16 protein-coding genes are annotated in these 18893 nt (G+C 71.6%); 8 read left to right on the top strand and 8 right to left on the bottom strand.

The annotated features are described in order from the left end of the window. Positions 1-462 precede the first annotated feature (462 nt). Genes AC6CH9_RS00535 through AC6CH9_RS00515 form a run of 5 tightly spaced genes read left to right on the top strand, consistent with a single transcriptional unit; the run spans position 463 to position 4703 of the window. The gene (locus tag AC6CH9_RS00535) at positions 463-1575 is read left to right on the top strand and encodes a tyrosine-type recombinase/integrase (RefSeq protein ID WP_498153153.1); all 1113 of its coding nucleotides are present in this window, start codon (positions 463-465) and stop codon (positions 1573-1575) included. Next, positions 1572-1898 (top strand): helix-turn-helix domain-containing protein, encoded by a 327-nt coding sequence (locus tag AC6CH9_RS00530; protein ID WP_498153152.1) that lies wholly within the window; start codon positions 1572-1574, stop codon positions 1896-1898. The genes AC6CH9_RS00535 and AC6CH9_RS00530 overlap by 4 nt, the downstream gene beginning before the upstream one ends. 37 nt (positions 1899-1935) lie before the next feature. Continuing rightward, positions 1936-3414 (top strand): site-specific integrase, encoded by a 1479-nt coding sequence (locus tag AC6CH9_RS00525; RefSeq protein ID WP_498153151.1) that lies wholly within the window; start codon positions 1936-1938, stop codon positions 3412-3414. Positions 3415-3424: 10 nt separating this feature from the next. Continuing rightward, entirely contained in the window at positions 3425-4282 is an 858-nt protein-coding gene (locus AC6CH9_RS00520; RefSeq protein WP_498153150.1) for a hypothetical protein, read from the top strand. Then, positions 4266-4703, top strand: a complete 438-nt coding sequence (locus tag AC6CH9_RS00515) for a hypothetical protein (RefSeq protein ID WP_498153149.1) — start codon at positions 4266-4268, stop codon at positions 4701-4703. The genes AC6CH9_RS00520 and AC6CH9_RS00515 overlap by 17 nt, the downstream gene beginning before the upstream one ends. Positions 4704-4975: 272 nt before the next feature. Here AC6CH9_RS00515 and AC6CH9_RS00510 read toward each other — a convergent pair whose 3' ends face one another. Further along, a complete protein-coding gene (locus AC6CH9_RS00510) occupies positions 4976-6919 on the bottom strand; it encodes a phosphoenolpyruvate carboxykinase (GTP) (protein ID WP_498153148.1) in 1944 nt (647 codons plus the stop codon). Positions 6920-7036: 117 nt separating this feature from the next. Between AC6CH9_RS00510 and AC6CH9_RS00505 the strand changes: the two genes are divergently transcribed. Beyond that, complete coding sequence (locus AC6CH9_RS00505; RefSeq protein ID WP_498153147.1) at positions 7037-8551, top strand: helix-turn-helix domain-containing protein; 1515 nt, start codon at positions 7037-7039, stop codon at positions 8549-8551. Between the two features lie 81 nt (positions 8552-8632). Here the strand turns inward: AC6CH9_RS00505 and AC6CH9_RS00500 are convergent, their stop codons facing one another. The 6 genes from AC6CH9_RS00500 to AC6CH9_RS00475 form a co-directional block, all read right to left on the bottom strand. Further along, positions 8633-9934: an alpha/beta fold hydrolase gene (locus AC6CH9_RS00500; protein WP_498153696.1), complete on the bottom strand. Its 1302-nt coding sequence runs from the start codon at positions 9932-9934 to the stop codon at positions 8633-8635. Between the two features lie 19 nt (positions 9935-9953). Beyond that, entirely contained in the window at positions 9954-10919 is a 966-nt protein-coding gene (locus AC6CH9_RS00495) for an NAD(P)-dependent alcohol dehydrogenase (RefSeq protein WP_498153146.1), read from the bottom strand. Between the two features lie 57 nt (positions 10920-10976). Continuing rightward, positions 10977-11486 carry a pyridoxamine 5'-phosphate oxidase family protein gene (locus AC6CH9_RS00490; protein ID WP_498153145.1) on the bottom strand — a complete coding sequence of 170 codons (510 nt, stop codon included), beginning with the start codon at positions 11484-11486 and terminating at the stop codon, positions 10977-10979. 162 nt (positions 11487-11648) lie between these two features. Continuing rightward, positions 11649-13166, bottom strand: a complete 1518-nt coding sequence (gene glpK, locus AC6CH9_RS00485; protein ID WP_498153144.1) for a glycerol kinase GlpK — start codon at positions 13164-13166, stop codon at positions 11649-11651. A gap of 138 nt (positions 13167-13304) precedes the next feature. After that, positions 13305-14066, bottom strand: a complete 762-nt coding sequence (locus tag AC6CH9_RS00480; RefSeq protein WP_087471197.1) for an MIP/aquaporin family protein — start codon at positions 14064-14066, stop codon at positions 13305-13307. Positions 14067-14247: 181 nt separating this feature from the next. Next, on the bottom strand, positions 14248-15996 hold the full coding sequence (locus AC6CH9_RS00475; protein WP_498153143.1) for a glycerol-3-phosphate dehydrogenase/oxidase: 1749 nt from the start codon (positions 15994-15996) through the stop codon (positions 14248-14250). A 230-nt stretch (positions 15997-16226) separates the two neighbouring features. Between AC6CH9_RS00475 and AC6CH9_RS00470 the strand changes: the two genes are divergently transcribed. Further along, positions 16227-17177, top strand: a complete 951-nt coding sequence (locus tag AC6CH9_RS00470; protein WP_053369892.1) for a sugar-binding transcriptional regulator — start codon at positions 16227-16229, stop codon at positions 17175-17177. Positions 17178-17248: 71 nt separating this feature from the next. Continuing rightward, positions 17249-17827, top strand: a complete 579-nt coding sequence (locus tag AC6CH9_RS00465) for an amino-acid N-acetyltransferase (RefSeq protein WP_498153142.1) — start codon at positions 17249-17251, stop codon at positions 17825-17827. On the opposite strand, the gene AC6CH9_RS00460 is transcribed toward AC6CH9_RS00465, so the two are convergent. Further along, positions 17820-18851 (bottom strand): LacI family DNA-binding transcriptional regulator, encoded by a 1032-nt coding sequence (locus AC6CH9_RS00460; protein ID WP_047231526.1) that lies wholly within the window; start codon positions 18849-18851, stop codon positions 17820-17822. The genes AC6CH9_RS00465 and AC6CH9_RS00460 overlap by 8 nt on opposite strands. Positions 18852-18893 lie beyond the last annotated feature (42 nt).

Here is an 18893-nt window from a genome sequence, read left to right as displayed (position 1 = left end):
CGGGCAAGGCCGGCCCGACGGTGCGCTACGCGCTGGCTGGCACCCGGGTACCCCATCGCCGTGGCGGACTACCAGGGCTTGCCCGAGGAGGCCCGCGGCGTGCTGCCAAGCGCGGCCGAGCTCGAGGCGGTCATCGAGGATGAGCTCGACCACCGGGGATGAGCGCCCGAAACCACTTCTGACCAGCACAAACGCTGCGCCGATAAGGTAACTTATGTCATAGTAACCAGTGCGTATCGCATCAGATGCGACATCCTTCCCTGCTGGGACTTCCCCGGTCGCGAGGCTCAATTCTGCCGCTTGACTTGCGGCAACGGCACGACTCGCGCATCGCGATGGGGTCGCACGGCGCACAGATGGGTTGGCAGAGTGTGCGGCGCGCAGCCCTGTGACCGGCGGACTCTTGCCTCTCATCGCATCTGATGCGAGTATCTCGCGACAGATGCGAGTCGTGGAGGTCGGATGGGGCCGGGTGGGAACGTCGTCGTGCTGCCGGTAGTGGCCGGTCGTGTGGTGCGCGATCCGGCGTTGACGACGTTCGAGGCGATGCTGGACGGGTGGCGGTCGCAGCAGCTGGCGCGTGGGTTGGCGTTCTCGACGATCTCGGCGCGTGAGCAGGTGGTGCGCCGGTTCCAGGGGTATTGCAACGAGTGGCCGTGGGTGTGGACGATGGTGCTGGCGGATGAGTGGTTCACGGACTTGCGGGTACATCGCCGGGTGGCGCACTCGACGCTGCGGTCGGTGCAGGGTGCTCTGCGCCAGTTCTGCTGGTACGTCACCGATCCCGCCTACGGGTGGGCGGCAGAGTGCGAGGCGCGGTTCGGGACGCACCCGGTGCAGATCGTGACCGAGGCGAACGCGGTGGCGCACGTGCAGGCGAACGAGTCGCGGCCGACCAAGCGCGCGTTCACCCACGCCGAGCTGCAGGACTTCCTGGACCACGCGGACGAGCAGGTACTGCGCGCCCAGACGCTGGGCCGCAAGGGATGGCTCGCTGCCTACCGGGACGCGGTCGTGTTCAAGATCGCCTACTCCTACGGTCTGCGACGCAGCGAGGTCCGCATGCTCGACGTCACCGACTTCGGGGCGAACCCGCACGCGCCCGGCTTCGGGGCGTTCGGCGTGGCCTACGTCCGGCACGGCAAGGCGATGCGCGGCGCCCCGCCCAAGCGACGCAGCGTCCTGACCGTGTGGGACTGGACGAGCGAGGCCCTGGCCGAGTGGATCCACGAGATCCGCCCCGCATACCGCCCCGGCCCGCGGGACCGGGCGCTGTTCCCCTCCGAGCGCGGCGAACGGATCGGCCTGTCAGGGCTGAACCGCACGTTCGCCCGCTACCGTCGCGAGCTGGGCCTGGACGACGGGCTGGACATGCACTCCCTGCGCCGGTCGTACGTGACCCACCTGATCGAGTCGGGCTTCGACGCGCTGTTCGTCCAGCAGCAGGTCGGACACGAGCACGCCTCCACGACCTCGCTCTACACCTGCGTCTCCTCGGACTTTCGCACCCGCACTCTGACCAGGGCGCTGACCAAGACACTGGACCAGCTGCCATCGACCCTGGAGGAACGATGACCCGTGTGCCGACCTACCGCTGGCGCCTGCGCGAGCTCATGGCCGCCAACGGCCTGTTCACCACCACCGCGCTCGTGCCGCTGCTGACCGAGCGTGGCATCGAGCTCTCGGCGTCTCAGGTGCACCGCCTGGTCACCCAGACCCCCGAACGGCTCAACCTCACCGTCCTGGCCGCACTCTGCGACATCCTCGAGTGCACCCCCACCGACCTCATCCCCACCGACGTCCAGACCCGCACCGAACAGGTCGCCGTCGGCGCACCCGTGCTCGACATGGCCACCGTCGGACGCCCACGCCGGGCACGGGTGCGCCCCGATGCCTGAGTGCGCACGCTGCCAGCGCACCGGCTCTCCTCGAGGGATGCGCTGGCCCGAAGGGTTCGTCTGCCGCCGCTGCTTCCAACGCGCCACCCGCCAGCACGGAACCTGCCCCGCCTGCCACACCGAACGACTCCTGCCCGGCCTACGTGCAGGCGATCCTGTCTGCGCGCCCTGCGCCGGCATCGACTACGACTTCACCTGCACCCGGTGCGGTGCCGAGGACGAGCGCCGCCGCGACCACCAGTGCGCACGCTGCGTCCTGCGCGACGACCTCACCGCACTGCTCGACGACGGCACCGGACAACCCCGCGCCGAACTGGTCCCGCTGATCGACGCCCTGTGCTCCCAGGACCGGCCCCGTAACGCCTTCATCTGGCTGCGCAACCCCGACGTGACCCGCATCCTGCGAGCCCTCGCCGACGGCACCACGCCCCTGACGCACGCCAGCCTGGACGCCGAACCCGTCCGCGCGACCGCGAACCACCTCGACGCGCTCCTGACCCAGCTGCACATCCTGCCCGAACGCGACACCACGATCGCCACGTTCGAACGCTGGCTCGCGACCCGGCTACCTTCCTACCCGCCCGAGCACGCCCAGTTCCTGGAACGCTTCGCGACCTGGCACCACCTGCGACGCATGCGCCAGCGAGCCGACGCCGGAACCCTCAAGCCAGGTGCGGCGAACAGCGCCAAGCAGGAGATCACCGTCGCCGCACAGTTCCTCGCCCACCTCGCCGACCACGGCGCGACCCTGCCCGAAGCGACGCAAGGTCACATCGATACCTGGCTCGCGCCCGGCCCCAGCACCCGATACGTCGCGCGGAGCTTCGCCCACTGGGCGATCCGCAACCACCTGATGCCCGACCTGGACTTTCCCCGCCGCCTCGCCAAGTCCGTGCCCGTCCTGACCCAGGACGAACGCCTCACGCTCCTCGCCCGGGCTCTGCACGACACCACCAGGTCGACCACGGTCCGCCTCGCCGCCGTGCTGCTGCTCCTCTACGCCCAACCCATCGCCCGCATCACCCAGCTCACCACCGACGACGTCGATCTCGAGGCGGACCCGCCCACAATCACCTTCGGCGATGACCCCGCGATCCTGCCTGCCCCGTCGCAGCCCTCGCCCGCGACCACCTCACCGACCGCCCCAACACCCACACCACGACCGGCAAGAACTCGCCCTGGCTCTTCGTCGGCTACCGCCCCGCACGCCCCCTGGACCCGAACTACCTCATGGGCAAGCTCCGCGACGCCGGCATCGACCTCCGCGGCGCACGCAACGCAGCCCTACGACAACTCGTCCTCGACATGCCACCAGCCATCGCCGCCGACACCCTCGGCTACGCCTACACCACCACCGAACGCCACGCCCGCAACGCCGGCACAACCTGGGCCGACTACCCCTCAGCACGGCGATCCTTGTGACGACGATCACGTTCGTGCATTACCGCAGGCCACAAGTGTGCGGCGCTGCCATGGTCGTGGCAGGCCGACCCGCAGGGGGTCGGTTCCTGAGTGAAGGAGTCGACATGCAGTTCATGCACAGCACGAGATCCCATCGACGAGGCGTTGCCACAGTTGCGGCGGCGGTCGCGGGTGGTCTCGTGGTTGTTCTGGCCTCGACCACAGCAGCAGTGGCCACGACCGGTGATGTTGCTGCTCCTGCCGAGGGGATCGAGTACGTGATGTCGTCGGAGGACACGCTCGGCGACGTCATCGAGCGCGCCGCTCAGGAGTACGGCAACGACGTCATCGCTGCCGACCTCCAGGCAACCGCGCAGATCGCCGAGCAGGGGCAGGACACCGGGGTGCCAGGTCTCGCAGACGCCGACCCCGCGCAGGCCGCGAACGTGCTGGGCGACTTCGCTACCTCGCTTGAGGCGGGAGCCGAGCTTCCCGAAACTGCCGACATCCTGCTCGCCGAGGTCGAGGCGGCCCCTGAGGAGCCGGTCATCACTGCCTTCGGTGCGATCAACGACAAGCGCTCCTGGCGTGACAGCTACTTTCTGCAGGTGAAGGTCTCGCAAGGTCTCGGCTGGAAGATCACCGACCGTATCGACGGCACCGTGACCGTCGACCCTGGTGCGGCCTCAAGCCGGATCGGCTACAAGGTCACCTACTTCCCCAGCGCAAAGAAGTTCAGCAACATCAGCGTCTACACGCGCGCCGAGGACCGCAACCAGGCCTACCGCGGTCAGACCGAAGCGACGTTCACGATCGCAGGCGGGAGCAAGACCCATACCATCACCAACACCGCCCTGATGCGCGGCAAGCAGCTGCGCCACGGCTCCGAGCTGCGCGCGACGCTCGGCGGGAAGCGCTACACCGACTACCGCGCGACCGGTTGGGCGACCTGCAACAAGAACGACAATGTCTGCAAGTACTGACGACCGCTCGGCCAGCGACACCTGGCAGATCGTTCGTCACGGCGATCTTGGCCAACGCGCCCGACTCGCCGCCGACGAGTCGGGGAACGTGCCGCGCGACGTCCTGCTCGCACTCATCAACGATCCCGAGCCCGCGGTCTGGGGAGCGATCGCTAGCAACCTCGCGGCCTCCGCCGATGTGCTCGATGCTCTCGCTCGGTCCCGTCCCGAGATCTTGCCCACTATCGAGACCCACCCCCACCTGGGACAGGACCGCATGCTCGCGCTTCGCTGCGACGCGCTGACCGGAGCCCAGCAAGACACGTTCTTCAACCGGTTCCAAGCCACCGACGAAGAACGCCAGCAGTTCAACACCCTGATCGATATCCACGCACCGTGGAAGACGGTCGCACAAGTCTGGGCCATCGTCCGACCGACCTGAGTACACCAAGCGGGTGGCGGCGGCCGAAGCCGCCGCCACCCCCGCGCTGATGCCCATTCGCACTACCTCAATACGCATCGTTACCTGTAGAGCAGGGTGTATAGCACTAGTGCTCGCTGTTCTTCTCCTCGTTTAGCTTCTACCGGCCATAGAAGTCCTCGTGCTCTTTGCTCGTCTCAACCCCGTGAGGAGAACAGGGCTCGCCGTGCACGACGACGAGGAGAGCCGGCAAATGGGCGGGAGCCGACAACGGTCGGCCCCCGCCCGGGCGGCTACCCCCGCCCGAGGCGGTCCCGCAGCCGCGCGAGCTGCGCCCAGAGCTCGTCGGGCACGCGGTTGCCGAAGGTGTCGAAGAACTCCGCGGTCAGCTCGGCCTCGGCGAGCCACTGCTCGGGCGAGACGTCGAACAGGGCGTCGAGGTCGCCGTCGTCCATGTGGAAGCCGCCGAGCTCGAGCGCACCGGGCGCAGGGAGCAGACCGACGGGGCTCTTGACCGCGCCGCAGTCTGTGCGCACGCCGCGCGAGCGGTCGACCTGCGCCGCGATCCACGCGAGCACGCGCGAGTTCTCGCCGAACCCTGGCCACAGGAAGCGCCCGTCGGCGTCCTTGCGGAACCAGTTGACCTGGAAGATCTTCGGTCGCTTGTCGGGGTCGAGCGAGGCCCCGACGCGCAGCCAGTGCGCCCAGTGGTCGGCCATGTTGTAGCCGCAGAACGGGAGCATCGCGAACGGGTCGCGGCGCAGCGCGCCGACGGTGCCCTCGGCGGCCGCGGTCTGCTCGGACGAGATGGTTGCGCCCATGAAGACGCCGTGCTCCCAGCCGTACGCCTGCGCGACGAGCGGCACGTTGGTCGCGCGGCGCCCGCCGAAGACGATCGCGTCGACCGGCACGCCCTCGGGGTCCTCCCACGAGTCGGCGATCGTCGGGCACTGCGCTGCGGCGACGGTGAACCGCGAGTTCGGGTGCGCGGCGGGACGGCCGGAGTCGGGCGTCCAGTCCTCACCGGTCCAGTCGATCAGGTGCGCGGGCGGCTCGGGCGTCAGGCCCTCCCACCACACGTCGCCGTCGTCGGTGAGCGCCACGTTGGTGAAGATCGTGTCGCGCGCGAACGTCTCGACCGCGGCGGGGTTGGTGTCGACGCCGGTGCCGGGCGCGACGCCGAAGAAGCCGGCCTCGGGATTGATCGCGCGCAGGCGGCCGTCGGGACCAGGGCGCAGCCACGCGATGTCGTCGCCGATGGTCTCGACGGTCCAGCCCGGGATCGTCGGTCGCAGCATCGCGAGGTTCGTCTTGCCGCACGCGGACGGGAAGGCCGCGGCGAGGTGGTAGGCCCGGCCCTCGGGCGACGTCGCGCGGATGAGCAGCATGTGCTCGGCGAGCCAGCCCTCGTCGCGCGCCATGGCCGACGCGATGCGCAGCGCGAAGCACTTCTTGCCGAGCAGCGCGTTGCCGCCGTACCCGGAGCCGTACGACCAGATCTCGCGCGTCTCGGGGAACTGGACGATGTACTTGGTGTCGTTGCACGGCCACGGCACGTCGTCGGCGACCGCCCCGGTGTCGTCGACGAGCGGGGCGCCGACCGAGTGGACGGCCGGGACGAACGGGGCGCCGGCGTCGATGAGGTCCATGACCTCCTGGCCGACGCGCGTCATGATCCCCATGCTCACCACGACGTACGGCGAGTCGGTGACCTCGATGCCGACCTGCGAGATGGGCCCGCCCACCGGGCCCATCGAGAACGGGACGACGTACATGGTCCGGCCGCGCATGGAGCCCTCGAAGACGTCGCGCAGCTCGGCGCGCATGGCCTCGGGCTCGCGCCAGTTGTTCGTCGGGCCGGCGTCGACCTCGGCGCGCGAGCAGATGAACGTGCGCGACTCGACGCGCGCGACGTCGCTCGGGTCGGAGCGCGCGAGGTAGCTGCCCGGGCGCCGCTCCGGGTCGAGGGGGAGCAGGGTCCCGGCGTCGACGAGGAGGTCGGTCAGCCGCTGCTTCTCCGCCGCGGAGCCGTCGCACCACACGATCGCGTCCGGCTCGGTGAGGTTCGCGATCTCGCGCACCCAGGCGCGCGCGTCGCGCGGGCGCTGGTCGCCGCTCCCGAACGCGGAGGCCGAGCCGGACGTCGCGCGCAGCCCGACGAGGTCGGTCTCGACGTCGTCGAGCAGGGCGGCGGTGCGCGTGCGGCGCGGGTGGACGGTGCGGGCGGCTGTGCTCATCGGGGCGCTCCCAGGGGTCGGCGGTGGCCTGTGCTCCTTCCACCCTCGCGCCGCGGTGGCCGAGATTTCCCACCCGAACAGTGTGAAGATTCATCGATCTTGACATATCGTCAAGCCATGGCCATATCACCGCCGATGGAGACCCCGGGCGGACCGCCCGGCGGCCGGGCCCGCGAGGCGGCGCCGTCCGGGCCGCAGGCGGACCTCATCACGCTCGGCCGGCGTCTGCGCCACTTCCGCACGACGCGCGGCCTCACGCTCGACGCGCTCGGCGAGGCGGTCGGCACCGCCCCGAGCCTGCTCTCGATGATCGAGAACGGCCGGCGCGAGCCGCGCCTGTCGCTCCTCCAGCACCTCGCCCAGGCGCTGGACGTGCCGCTGACCGACCTGCTGACGGACGAGCCGCCGTCGCGCCGGGCCGCCCTGGAGATCGCGCTCGACCGCGCACAGCGGGGGCCGCTGTTCGCCGGGCTGGGCTTGCCGTCCGTGAAGGCGAGCCAGAAGCTCCCGCTCCCCGTCCTGGAGAACCTCGTCGGCCTGCACGCCGAGCTCCAGCGCCGGGCGACGGAGGCCGTCGCGACGCCCGAGGAGGCGCGCCGCGCGAACACGGAGCTGCGCCTCGAACGGCAGGCGCGGGACAACTACTACCCGGAGATCGAGGAGCTCGCGGAGGACATGACGCGCAAGGCCGGGTACACGGTCGGCGCACTGACGCACCGCACGGTCGCCCGCATGGCCGAGCAGCTCGGCTTCACGATCTGGCACGTCGACGACCTGCCGCACTCGACCCGTACCGTCACCGACCTGGAGAACGGGCGCATCTACCTGCCGCCCGCATCCATCCCCGGCGGGCACGGGCTGCGCTCGCTCGCGCTCCAGGCGATCGCGCACCGCGTCCTCGGGCACGAGCGGCCGCGCTCGTACGCGGAGTTCCTGCGCCAGCGCGTGGAGATCACCTACTTCGCGGCGTGCTGCCTCATCCCGCAGTCCGCGGCCGTCGAGTTCCTCGAGCGACGCAAGCGCGAGAAGGACCTCGCCGTCGAGGACCTTCGCGACGCGTTCGGCGTGACGCACGAGGCTGCGGCGCAGCGCTTCACCAACCTCGCGACCGTGCACCTCGGCATCCCGCTGCACTTCCTGCGGGTCGGCGACGACGGCGCCCTGTTCCGCGGCTACGAGAACGACGGGCTGCCCCTGCCCGCCGACGTCACGGGCGCGATCGAGGGCCAGATGGTCTGCCGCAAGTGGGCGGTCCGGGAGGCGTTCACGCGCCGCGACCGCGCGCAGGAGTCGTACCAGTACACCGACACCCCCGCCGGGACGTTCTGGTGCTCGACCCAGACCGGAACGACGACGACCGGCCAGTTCTCCATCGCCGTCGGCGTGCCGTTCGCGTCGGCCAAGTGGTTCCGCGGCCGCGACACGACCGTGCGGCGCCAGTCGTCGTGCCCGGACGAGTCGTGCTGCCGCCGCCCCGCGGCCGACGCGGCGGCACGCTGGGAGGACGCGTCCTGGCCGAGCGCGCGCATGCACCAGCACGTGCTCTCCGCGCTCCCCTCCGGCGCGTTCCCGGGCGTCGACGCCACGGAGGTCTACGCGTTCCTCGCCAAGCACGCCCCGACGAAAATCTGACTCTCACCTGCTGTGGGCGTGAGATGGGCTCGGTTGAAGCGCTTCAACCGAGCCCATCTCACGCCCACAGCAGGTGGAGGGTCACGCGGGGAGTGGGCCGCCGCGGGCGGCGAGGCGGTCGCGCAGCCGGGCGAGGACGTCTCCCGTGCGCAGGCCGTCGTGCTCGTACTCGTTGGTCACCCACGTGCGCACGTTGCCCACGTGCGCGGCGGTCTCGAGCGACAGGCCCGCGTCGACGAACATGTCGTCGAAGTACACCGCGGCCTCGACCGGCACCTCGTTGCGGGCGAGCACGTCGAGGTCGTACAGGTCCGGCCAGTCTTTCCGCGCGGCGAGCGCCTCCGCCGCCGCGCGGAAGGGGCGCAGCGCCGCGATCTCGTCGAACATCCAGGGGTAGATCATCTCGCCCGTGAGCAGCAGCGGCCGGGCCGCCGGGTCGAACGCGGGGTCCTCGGCGCGCACGGCCTCGGCCGCCCAGGCCGTGGGTCCGGTGCCGGACTGCGCGTAGATCGACTCGTGCAGCACGGCGTAGAGCGGGTTGGTGCGGAACGACGTCGCCGCGGCGACCTCGGCGAGGAACGTGTCGCTGAGCTCGTCGGGCGCGTCGGCGTCGAACGCCTCGTCGACGACCCAGTGGATGCGCTCGGGCCCCGGCTTCATCCCGAGGTCCATGCCGAGCGACTGGAGCCGGCGGACGGTGAGCTCGTCGCCGTCGGGCAGCCGCACGTCGCCGGCGGCGATGCGGTCCGCGACGCGTCCGAGCCGGGCCGTGTCGTCGGGGTAGCGCTCGCGGTAGGCCGCGTTCTTCGCGACGACGCGCGGCTGGGTGCGGCGGTAGACCTCGCGCGCGTCCGCGGTCAGGCCCGGCAGGCCACCCGTCACGAAGCACGCGTCAAGAGCCTCGGGCGCCCGGGACAGGTAGGTCAGCGTGAGGAACCCGCCGTACGACTGCCCGAGCGACGACCAGCGCCGGCCGCCGTAGACCGTGCGCCGCACGTGCTCGGCGTCGGCGACGATCGCGTCGGCGCGGAAGTGCGCCAGGTGGTCGGCCTGGGCCGCACCCGTCCCGCGCGCGGCGAGCGCCGCGCCCCGCACGGCCGACGACCGGCCGGTGCCGCGCTGGTCGAGCAGCACGACGCGGTGGGTCTCGAGCGCCGTGCCGACCCAGCCGTCGGGACCGGTAGGACGCGGTCCCTTGCCGCCCGGGCCGCCCTGGAGGAAGACGAGCAGCGGCAGGTCCTCCCGACGCCGCAGGGGGTCGACGAGCTCGCGCACGAACAGCGTCAGGCGGCGCGGGTCGGCGTCGTCGCCCCAGACGAGCGGCACCGCGAGCTCGCGGTCGGTGACGTGGATGCCGGGGACGGTGTAGCTGGTCTCGCGCAGGACGCTCACGCGCCCCACCCTAGCCAGCGTCGTCGCGCACGGTGACGACGACCTTCCCGAGGGCGCGCCCCTCACCGTGCAGCGTGAGGGCGGAGGGCACGTCCGCGAGGGGGAACGTACGGTCGACGTGAGTCTCGACGGCTCCGGCGGCGCACAGGTCGGCGAGCGGGGCGAAGTGGCGCGGGCCCTGCCGCACGAAGAGGACGCCGAGCCGTGCACCGGTCAGGGCGCCCAGGAGGGGCCCGACGGTCAGCATGCGGAGCAGCGTCCGCAGCGTGCCCCCGACCATCAGGCACCGGCCGCGAAGGGCGAGCGCGCGCCGGTAGGCGAACACCGACCGGTGCGCGACGAGGTCGACCACCAGGTCGTACGGGCCGGTCCGCGTGAAGTCGTTCCGCCGGTAGTCGATCACCTCGTGCGCGCCCAGACGCTCGAGGAAGTCGAGCTTGCCCGCGTTGTCCACCGCGGTGACGTGCAGCCCCCGTGCGACCGCGAGCTGGACCATGAGGCTCCCGGAACCGCCGCCCGCGCCGTTGATCAGCACGCGAGCCCCTGGCGCCGCCGACGCGAGGGCCTGCAGCGCGATGGCGCCGGCCTGCGGGATCGTGGACGCCTGGGCGAAGGTCAGCCCCGGCGGCTTGTGCGCCAGCGCCTTCTCCGGCATCACCACGTACTCCGCGAACCCGCCGCGGCGCGGGAGGTTGTCGCCGTAGACGGCGTCACCCGGGCGGAAGCGCGTGACGTCGTCCCCGACCGCCACGACGCGACCGGCGACGTCGGACCCGAGGACCCGGGTGCGCGGCGCGCGGAGCCCGTCGAGGCGGGCGTAGCCCGGGCTGCCGCGCAGCGCCTCCCAGTCCGACAGGTTCACGGACGTCGCGACGACCTCGACGAGGACCTCACCCGTCGCCGGTGCAGGGGTCGGCACGTCACGGAGCCGCAGCTCGTCGACGCCGCCGTACCGCTCGTAGACCCACGCGCGCACCCGACCACCGTAGGGACTCCCGCGGGCGGGAGCGAGCCCGGGCGGGCGGCGTGGGCGTCAGAGCTCGACGGTCTCGTTCTCCCCGCCCTCGTAGGGACGCCCGGTGACCTTCGCCTTGACGAGGCTGAAGAGCGTCGCGACGCGTCCGCCCGGGGAGTCCCAGTACTCCGCCGACTCGGCGTGCAGACGGATGAGCACGACCCCCGGGGTGTCCGGGCCGTCGGGGAACCACGCGTCGGCGACGGCGTTCCACAGCTCGCGGATCTTGTCCGGGTCGTGCACCAGCGTGGCGCGCCCGGAGAGCGACACCCAGGAGCTCGTCCCGGAGAACGCGGCGTTGGCGGCCGAGTCGCGGGCGATCTCCGCGACCTTGTGGGAGTCCGTCGCGGCGAAGAACCACAGGTCGCCGTCGAAGTCGACGGCCTGGACGCCCATCGGCCTGCTCACGAGGCTCCCGTCCTCCGCGACGGTCGTGAGCATCGCGGTCCGCTCGTCCTTGACGAGCTCGCGGACCTTCTCGACCTCGTCGGACCGGGCGTGCGGCAGCTCGTGGTGCGTGTCGGTCATGACGTCTCCCGTCGTGGCAGGCCGCCGTGTCGCGACCTCCTCCGACGCTAGGCACGTGCCCCGGGGCTCGCTCGCCGGGCCGGGGACGACGGAGGGGCGGGGCGCCTCGGGCACCCCGCCCCTCCGCAGGTGCCGCGTCCCGTGCGGGACGCGACGCCGGGACTACTGCTCGACGTCCTCGTCCACCCACTCGAACGTCTTCGTCACGGCCTTCTTCCAGTTGCGGTAGAGGCGCTCGCGCTCGGAGTCGTCCATCGACGGGCTCCACCGCTTGTCCTCCGCCCAGTTGTCGATGACGTCCTGCTCGCCCTTCCAGAACCCGACGGCGATGCCCGCGGCGTACGCGGCGCCGAGCGCCGTGGTCTCGGCGACCCTGGGGCGCACGACGTCGACGCCGAGCTGGTCGGCCTGGAACTGCATGAGCAGCTCGTTGGCGACCATGCCGCCGTCGACGCGCAGCTCGGTGAGGTCGACGCCGGAGTCGGCGTTCATCGCGTCCAGCACCTCGCGCGTCTGGTAGGCGGTCGCCTCGAGCGCGGCCCGCGCGATGTGGTTGCGGTTGACGTACCGCGTGAGGCCGACGAGCGCGCCGCGCGCGTCCGAGCGCCAGTACGGGGCGAAGAGACCGGAGAACGCGGGGACGAAGTACGCGCCGCCGTTGTCCTCGACCTTGCCCGCGAGCCACTCGACGTCGGGCGCGTCCTCGAACATGCCGAGGTTGTCGCGCAGCCACTGGATGAGCGAGCCCGTGACGGCGATCGATCCCTCGAGCGCGTAGCGGACGGGCTGGTCGCCGATCTTGTAGCAGACGGTCGTGAGCAGGCCGTTCTGGCTCATGACCTTCTCGGTACCCGTGTTGAGCAGCATGAAGTTGCCCGTGCCGTACGTGTTCTTGGCCTGCCCGACCTCGAAGCACGCCTGGCCGAACGTCGCCGCCTGCTGGTCGCCGAGGATGCCCGCGATCGGCACGCCGGGGAGCAGGCCCTGCTGGCGGCCGTGCCCGTAGACCTCGGAGGAGGACTTGATCTCGGGGAGCATGGACAGCGGGATGCCCATGTCCGCGGCGATGTCCTCGCGCCAGGAGAGCGTGTCGAGGTCCATGAGCATGGTGCGCGACGCGTTGGTCACGTCGGTGACGTGCACGCCGCCGTTGACGCCGCCCGTGAGGTTCCAGAGCGTCCACGTGTCGGTGTTGCCGAACAGCAGGTCGCCCGCCTCGGCCTTCTCGCGCGCGCCCTCGACGTTGTCGAGGATCCACTTGACCTTGGGACCCGAGAAGTAGGTCGCGAGCGGGAGGCCGACGATCGACTTGTACTTCTCGGGACCGTCGGAGCCGCCCAGCTCGTCGACGATCTTCTGCGTGCGGGTGTCCTGCCAGACGATCGCGTTGTAGACCGGCTTGCCCGTGGTCTTGTCCCACACGACGGCGGTCTCGCGCTGGTTGGTGATGCCGACCGCCGCGATGTCGTTGTGCGTCACGTTGGCGCGGGTGAGCGCGAGGCCCACGGCCTCGCGGACGTTGTTCCAGATCTGCTCCGGGTTGTGCTCCACCCACCCTGCGCGCGGGAAGATCTGGTCGTGCTCGAGCTGCCCGGTGGAGACGATCTCCCCGGAGTGGTTGAAGACGATGGCCCGGGAGCTCGTGGTCCCCTGGTCGATGGCGAGAACGTAGTCGGCCATGGTGCGTTCAGTCCTTCACGTCGGTGTGGGTGTGGGTTGCGTGGTGGGTGCCCGGCGCCAGAGGGCGGCGGGCCGCGTGACCGGGGAGGCCCCCGGCTCCCCGGTCACGCGGGGGAGAGTCCGGCTCGTCCGGGTGGGTCAGATCCAGGCGGCACCGAGCAGGCCGGCGAGGACACCGCCGACCAGCGGACCGGCGACGGGGACCCACGAGTAGGCCCAGTCGCTCGAGCCCTTGCCCCGGATCGGCAGCAGCGCGTGGGCGATGCGGGGACCGAGGTCACGGGCAGGGTTGATGGCGTACCCGGTGGGACCACCGAGGCTGGCGCCGATCGCGACCACGACGAGCGCGACGGCGAGCGGGCCCAGGCCCGACGGCGTCTTGCCGGACGCCACGACGAAGAACACGAGCACGAAGGTCGCGATGACCTCGGTGATGAAGTTCCACGCGTAGGACCGGATCTCCGGGCCGGTGGAGAACACGGCGAGCTTGGTCGCCCCGGGGGCGTCCTCGTCGAAGTGCTTCTTGTACGCGAGGAACGCGAGCACGGCGCCGATGAAGGCACCGATCATCTGCGCCCCGAAGTACATGAACATGTTCCCCACGGTGGGCTCGATCGTCGCCGTGACCAGGCCCTCCGGGCCGGTCACGGAGTAGAACGGCTCCTGCGCGGTGAAGAGGCCGATGGTCACGGCGGGGTTGAGGTGCGCACCGGACTTGTAGGCGACGTAGACGGCGGTGAAGACCGCGAGGCCCCATCCGAAGTTGATGAGGAGCCAGCCGCCGTTGAAGCCCTTGGTCCTCGGCAGGATGACGTTGGCGACGACGCCCGCACCGAGCAGGATCAGGGTCGCCGTGCCGAGGATCTCGGACCAGAAGGCGTTCATGAGGAGTTGATCCATCGTGCTCTCTCTTTCGTGGTGGACTTCTCTGTCTCAACCGTCCCGGCGCGCCTGAGCGCCGGGTCCTCGGGTCGGCCCGCCGACGGCGTGTGCGCCCCGTGAGGTCGGTGTGCGAGGGCTGTTCGGGCGCCGTCCCCTGCCGGACGGCGCCCGAGGCCCGATCGCGAGCGGTGTTCTGCTGTCAGGTGGTGCGGAGCGGCTGGAGCGGCGACACGTCGTCGACCTCGAGCCGGGTGCGCTCGGCGGACGCGTCGTCGGGCTCCTGCTCGGCGGCGGCCTCCGCGTTCGCGCGGTCGGTGTAGCTGGCGATCTCGGCGGCGCGGGTCGCGTCGTCCCACCCGAGGAGCTCGGCGACGAGGTCGGCGATCTCGGGAAGCGCGGCGAGGCCGCGGTCGGCGACCTCGTAGTTGAGCCGGGTGCGGTGCAGCAGCAGGTCCTCGAGGTGCAGGGCGCCCTCGTGCGAGACGCCGTACGCGATCTCGGCCCGCAGGTACGCGGGCGCGTGCTCCAACGGCTTCGCGAGGTCGGGGCGGGCCTCGCACAGCTCCACGATCTCGCGGAGGTTGGACCCGTACCGGTGCAGCAGGTGGTCGACGAGCGCGGGCGTCCAGCCGTAGCGCGAGGCCCACGGTCGCGCCTGACGCCGGACGGCGTCGAGGCCGACGGCGCCCAGGAGCGGGATCTTCTGCGTGATCGACGGCAGGGCGCTCGCGCGCTGACCGATCGCGAAGTCGACGGCGTCCTTGGCCATCACGCGGTAGGTCGTGAGCTTGCCGCCGGCGATGACCGTCAGGCCCGGGGTGGGGGAGGCGACGGTGTGCTCCCGGGAGACCTTCGCGGAGCTCGTGCCCTCCTTGGTGCCCGGCTGGAGGAGCGGTCGCAGGCCGGCCCAGGTGCCGATGATGTCGTCGCGCGTGAGCGGGTGCGCGAGCACCGCGTTCGCGTGCTCGAGCACGTAGTCGATGTCGGCCGCGGTCGCGACAGGGTGCTGGAGCTCCTGCTCCCACGGGGTGTCGGTGGTGCCGATCACCCAGTAGCGCGACCACGGGATGACGAAGAGCACCGACTTCTCGGTCTGGAGGATCAGCCCGACCTTGCCCTTGATGCGCTCCCGCGGGACGACGATGTGGATCCCCTTGGACGCGAGCACTCGGAGCCCGCCCTCGCTGCCCGCGAGCGCCTCGGTGTCCTCGGTCCACACGCCCGTCGCGTTGATGACGGCGCGCGCCCGCACGGTGATCTCGCGCCCGGTCTCGAGGTCCACGAGGACGGCACCGTTCACGGCGCCCGTCGACCCCTTGGTGAGCGAGACGACCTGCGTGCGCGACGCGGCGTGCGCGCCGTAGGACGCCGCGGTCCGGACGAGCGTGGTGACCAGACGGGCGTCGTCGACGGACGCGTCCCAGTACTGGACCGCGCCGACCGCGGCGTCGTGCGCGAGGTCGGGGAACTTCTTCTCCATGCCGCTGCGGGAGAGGTGCCGGTGCAGCGGCATCGCCCGCTTGCCGGGGGCGACGCTCGCGAGCGTGTCGTAGAGCGCGATGCCCGCGCCGACGTAGGCGCGCTCCCACACGCGGTGCTCGAGCGGGTAGAGGAAGGGGACGGGCCGCACGAGGTGCGGCGCGATCTCCTTGAGCAGGAGGTCGCGCTCGGTGAGCGCCTCCTTGACGAGGTGGAAGTCGAGCATCTGCAGGTAGCGCAGCCCGCCGTGGACGAGCTTGCTCGACCGGCTCGACGTCCCGGCCGCCCAGTCCTGGGCCTCGACGATCGCCGTCGACAGCCCGCGCGTCACGGCGTCGAGCGCGATGCCAGCGCCGGTGACGCCCCCGCCGATCACGAGGACGTCGAGCTCCGCGTCGGCGCTCGTGCTGGCCTCGAGCGCGGCGAGCGCCTGTCGGCGCGACTCCGCGGTGAGTCTCGTGGATGCCATCCGTCTCCCTCTCTCGTCCCTCGGTGCTGCGGGCACGCCGCGGGACGATGCGCCCACGGTGCGCTCACAGCGACGGTCCCACGCCCGACCAGGGTGCGCGAGCGGTAACCGTCGTGCGCACGCCGGGGTCCCGGCGCGACGGCACGCCCTCCAGACCACCACGCGCCGAACGGACGCGCAACCGTGGTGCACAAACGTGCAGAATGGAGGTCGAGCGAAGGGAGACCGGGATGGTGGACCGGGAGCAGGACGTCCTGCGGGCGGCGTCGATGTACTACCTCCAGGACATGAAGATGGAGGTGATCGCGAAGCACCTGCACACGTCGCGGTCGACGGTGTCGCGCCTGGTGAAGCGGGCGCGCGACACGGGGCTGGTCGAGATCTCGCTGCGGCCTGCGCGGAGCCGCGGTCCCGGGCTGGGCCAGCACCTCTCGAGCACGTGGGGCATCGACGCGTACGTCGTCCCGGTGCCGGACCAGGCGCCGCAGGTCGAGCGGCTGGAGCAGGTCGCCCTGACGACCGCGCGCCTGCTGTCGACGTGGTTCGACTCCGACATGATCCTCGGCATCGCGTGGGGGACCACGCTGTCGGCCATCTCCCGGCACCTGCCGCGCAAGCCGACGCGGGGGAGCGCCGTCGTCCAGCTCAACGGCGCGGCCAACACGCGCACGTCGGGCGTGCACTACGCGGGTGACCTCATCGCGGGCTTCGGCACCGCGTTCGACGCGCACGTGCACCATTTCCCAGTGCCTGCGTTCTTCGACTACGCCGGGACCAAGCGGGCGATGTGGCGCGAGCGGTCGGTGCGGCGCGTGCTCGACGTGCAGCACCGGGCGGACATCGCGCTCTTCTCGGTGGGCGCCGTCGCGGGCGGCGTGCCGTCCCACGTGTACTCGGCGGGCTACCTCGAGCCCGACGACATCGCGGTCCTCGACGCCGAGGGCGTCGTCGGCGACGTGTGCACGGTGTTCCTGCGCGCGGACGGCACCTACCGCGACATCGCGCTCAACGAGCGTGCGACCGGCCCTGGTCCCGACGAGCTGCGCCGCGTCCCGCGGCGCGTGTGCGCCGTGGCGGGCGACAACAAGGTGGCGCCGCTGCGCGCGGCCCTGCGCGCCGGCGTCGTCACGGACCTCGTCGTGGACGAGATCACCGCGTCCCGCCTCGTCGGGGGCGGGTGAGCCCGTTCGCGCACGTATGCGACGCGCTGTATGAGTATGCAAGACGGACCGGATCCGCGTACAGTGTCGCGGTGCCCACGACCTCCGCCGTCCGCGTCCGTCCCGCCCTGCCCGCGGACGTGCGCGCGGTCCGCGCGCTCGTGCAGCCCTACGCGGAGGCGCGGATCCTCCTGGCCAAGGAGATGGTCGGGTACTACGAGGCGGTCCAGGAGTTCGTCGTCGCCGAGGTGGAGCCGGGTACCACCGGTGAGCCCGACGGCGAGGGCGCACCGCTCGTCGTCGGGTGCGGCGCCCTCCACGTCATGTGGGACGACCTCGCCGAGATCCGCACCCTCGCGGTAGACCCCGCGTGGCGTGGGCACCGCGTGGGGCACGCGCTCGTCGTCGAGCTTCTGGCGAGGGCCCGCGCGCTCGGCCTGCGACGCGTGTTCTGCCTGACGTTCGAGGTCGACTTCTTCCGGGCGCACGGGTTCCGCGCGATCGAGGGGACGCCCGTCTCGCACGAGGTGTACGCCGAGCTCCTGCGCTCGCACGACGACGGCGTCGCCGAGTTCCTCGACCTCGCGCGCGTGAAGCCCAACACGCTCGGCAACACGCGCATGCTGCTCGACCTCGACGACGTGCCGGAGGGCCCCGCCTCGCTCAGCTGATCGGGACCGTCGACGCGCGCGTCACGACCCGGCAGGGGAGCTCCTCGACGCCCGGGCGCACGGTGCCGTCGATCGCCGCGAAGAGGCGCTGCGCCGCCACCCGGCCGAGGCGCTCGAGGTTCATGTCGACGCTCGTGAGCTGGGGGCGGGCGTTGGTGGTCAGCACCTCCCAGTTGTCGAACCCGATGACGGACACCTCGCCGGGGACGTCCCGGCCGAGCTCGCGCAGCGCGTCGAGCACGCCGCGCGCGATCTGGTCCGACCCGCAGAAGAACGCGTCGACGTCGCCGTGCTGCTCGACGATCATGCGCGCCGCCCCGCGTCCCCAGCCCTCGCTCCACGAGCCGAAGAACGTCTGGCCGCCCACCAGCTCGAGGCCGGCCGCGGCGACCGCGGCCTCGGCGCCCGCCGCACGGTCCTGCGCGGCCTTGTAGCCGGGGTCGCCCGAGACGTGCGCGACGCGGCGTCGCCCGCACGAGAGCAGGTGCTCGACGGCGAGCCGACCGGCGCCGACGTTGTCCGCCGTGATGGAGACGTCGGAGGGGTCCTCCGACGGCGCGTAGGCGTAGACGACGGGTACAGGGACGTCGGCGCTGAGCGGGGGGCGCGGGTCGGTGCGCGACCCGACGACGATGAGGCCGTCCACGCGCCGCGAGAGCAGGGCGCGGACGTGGTGCTGCTCGCGGATGGCGTCGCCGCGCGCGTCGCACAGGAAGACCGACACGCGACCGGCGCCGAACGCGTCCTCGGCGCCCATGAGCACGGGTATCGAGAAGCGACCCTCGAGGTCGCTCGTGAGCAGCCCGACGGTGCCGGTGCGCCCCTTGAGCAGCCCGCGCGCGAGAGCGTTGGGAGCGAACGACAGCCGCTCGGCGGCCTCCAGGACGCGCAGGCGCGTCTCGGCCTTGACCTGGTCGCGCCCGTTGATCGCCTTGGACGCGGTCGCGATGGACACGCCCGCGAGGCGCGCGACGTCGGTGAGGGTCGCCGCGCGCGGCGTGGCGCTCCCGCTCTGGGTCGTCATGAGGCCGTTCCCCCTCCTGCCGGTGCGCTGCGCTGCGCCCTC

Source organism: Cellulosimicrobium sp. GQ32 (assembly GCF_059758455.1).
This window is presented reverse-complemented; position numbering and strand designations above follow the sequence as displayed.

Bases quoted from the DNA above. Each gene is read 5' to 3' on its own strand.
- AC6CH9_RS00460 (WP_047231526.1), bottom strand. From the start codon at position 18,851: ATGACGACCCAGAGCGGGAGCGCCACGCCGCGCGCGGCGACCCTCACC.
- AC6CH9_RS00525 (WP_498153151.1), top strand. From the start codon at position 1,936: ATGCGCTGGCCCGAAGGGTTCGTCTGCCGCCGCTGCTTCCAACGCGCC.
- AC6CH9_RS00470 (WP_053369892.1), top strand. From the start codon at position 16,227: ATGGTGGACCGGGAGCAGGACGTCCTGCGGGCGGCGTCGATGTACTAC.
- AC6CH9_RS00490 (WP_498153145.1), bottom strand. From the start codon at position 11,486: ATGACCGACACGCACCACGAGCTGCCGCACGCCCGGTCCGACGAGGTC.
- AC6CH9_RS00475 (WP_498153143.1), bottom strand. From the start codon at position 15,996: ATGGCATCCACGAGACTCACCGCGGAGTCGCGCCGACAGGCGCTCGCC.
- AC6CH9_RS00505 (WP_498153147.1), top strand. From the start codon at position 7,037: ATGGCCATATCACCGCCGATGGAGACCCCGGGCGGACCGCCCGGCGGC.
- AC6CH9_RS00520 (WP_498153150.1), top strand. From the start codon at position 3,425: ATGCAGTTCATGCACAGCACGAGATCCCATCGACGAGGCGTTGCCACA.
- AC6CH9_RS00480 (WP_087471197.1), bottom strand. From the start codon at position 14,066: ATGGATCAACTCCTCATGAACGCCTTCTGGTCCGAGATCCTCGGCACG.
- AC6CH9_RS00510 (WP_498153148.1), bottom strand. From the start codon at position 6,919: ATGAGCACAGCCGCCCGCACCGTCCACCCGCGCCGCACGCGCACCGCC.
- AC6CH9_RS00530 (WP_498153152.1), top strand. From the start codon at position 1,572: ATGACCCGTGTGCCGACCTACCGCTGGCGCCTGCGCGAGCTCATGGCC.
- glpK (WP_498153144.1), bottom strand. From the start codon at position 13,166: ATGGCCGACTACGTTCTCGCCATCGACCAGGGGACCACGAGCTCCCGG.
- AC6CH9_RS00535 (WP_498153153.1), top strand. From the start codon at position 463: ATGGGGCCGGGTGGGAACGTCGTCGTGCTGCCGGTAGTGGCCGGTCGT.
- AC6CH9_RS00515 (WP_498153149.1), top strand. From the start codon at position 4,266: ATGTCTGCAAGTACTGACGACCGCTCGGCCAGCGACACCTGGCAGATC.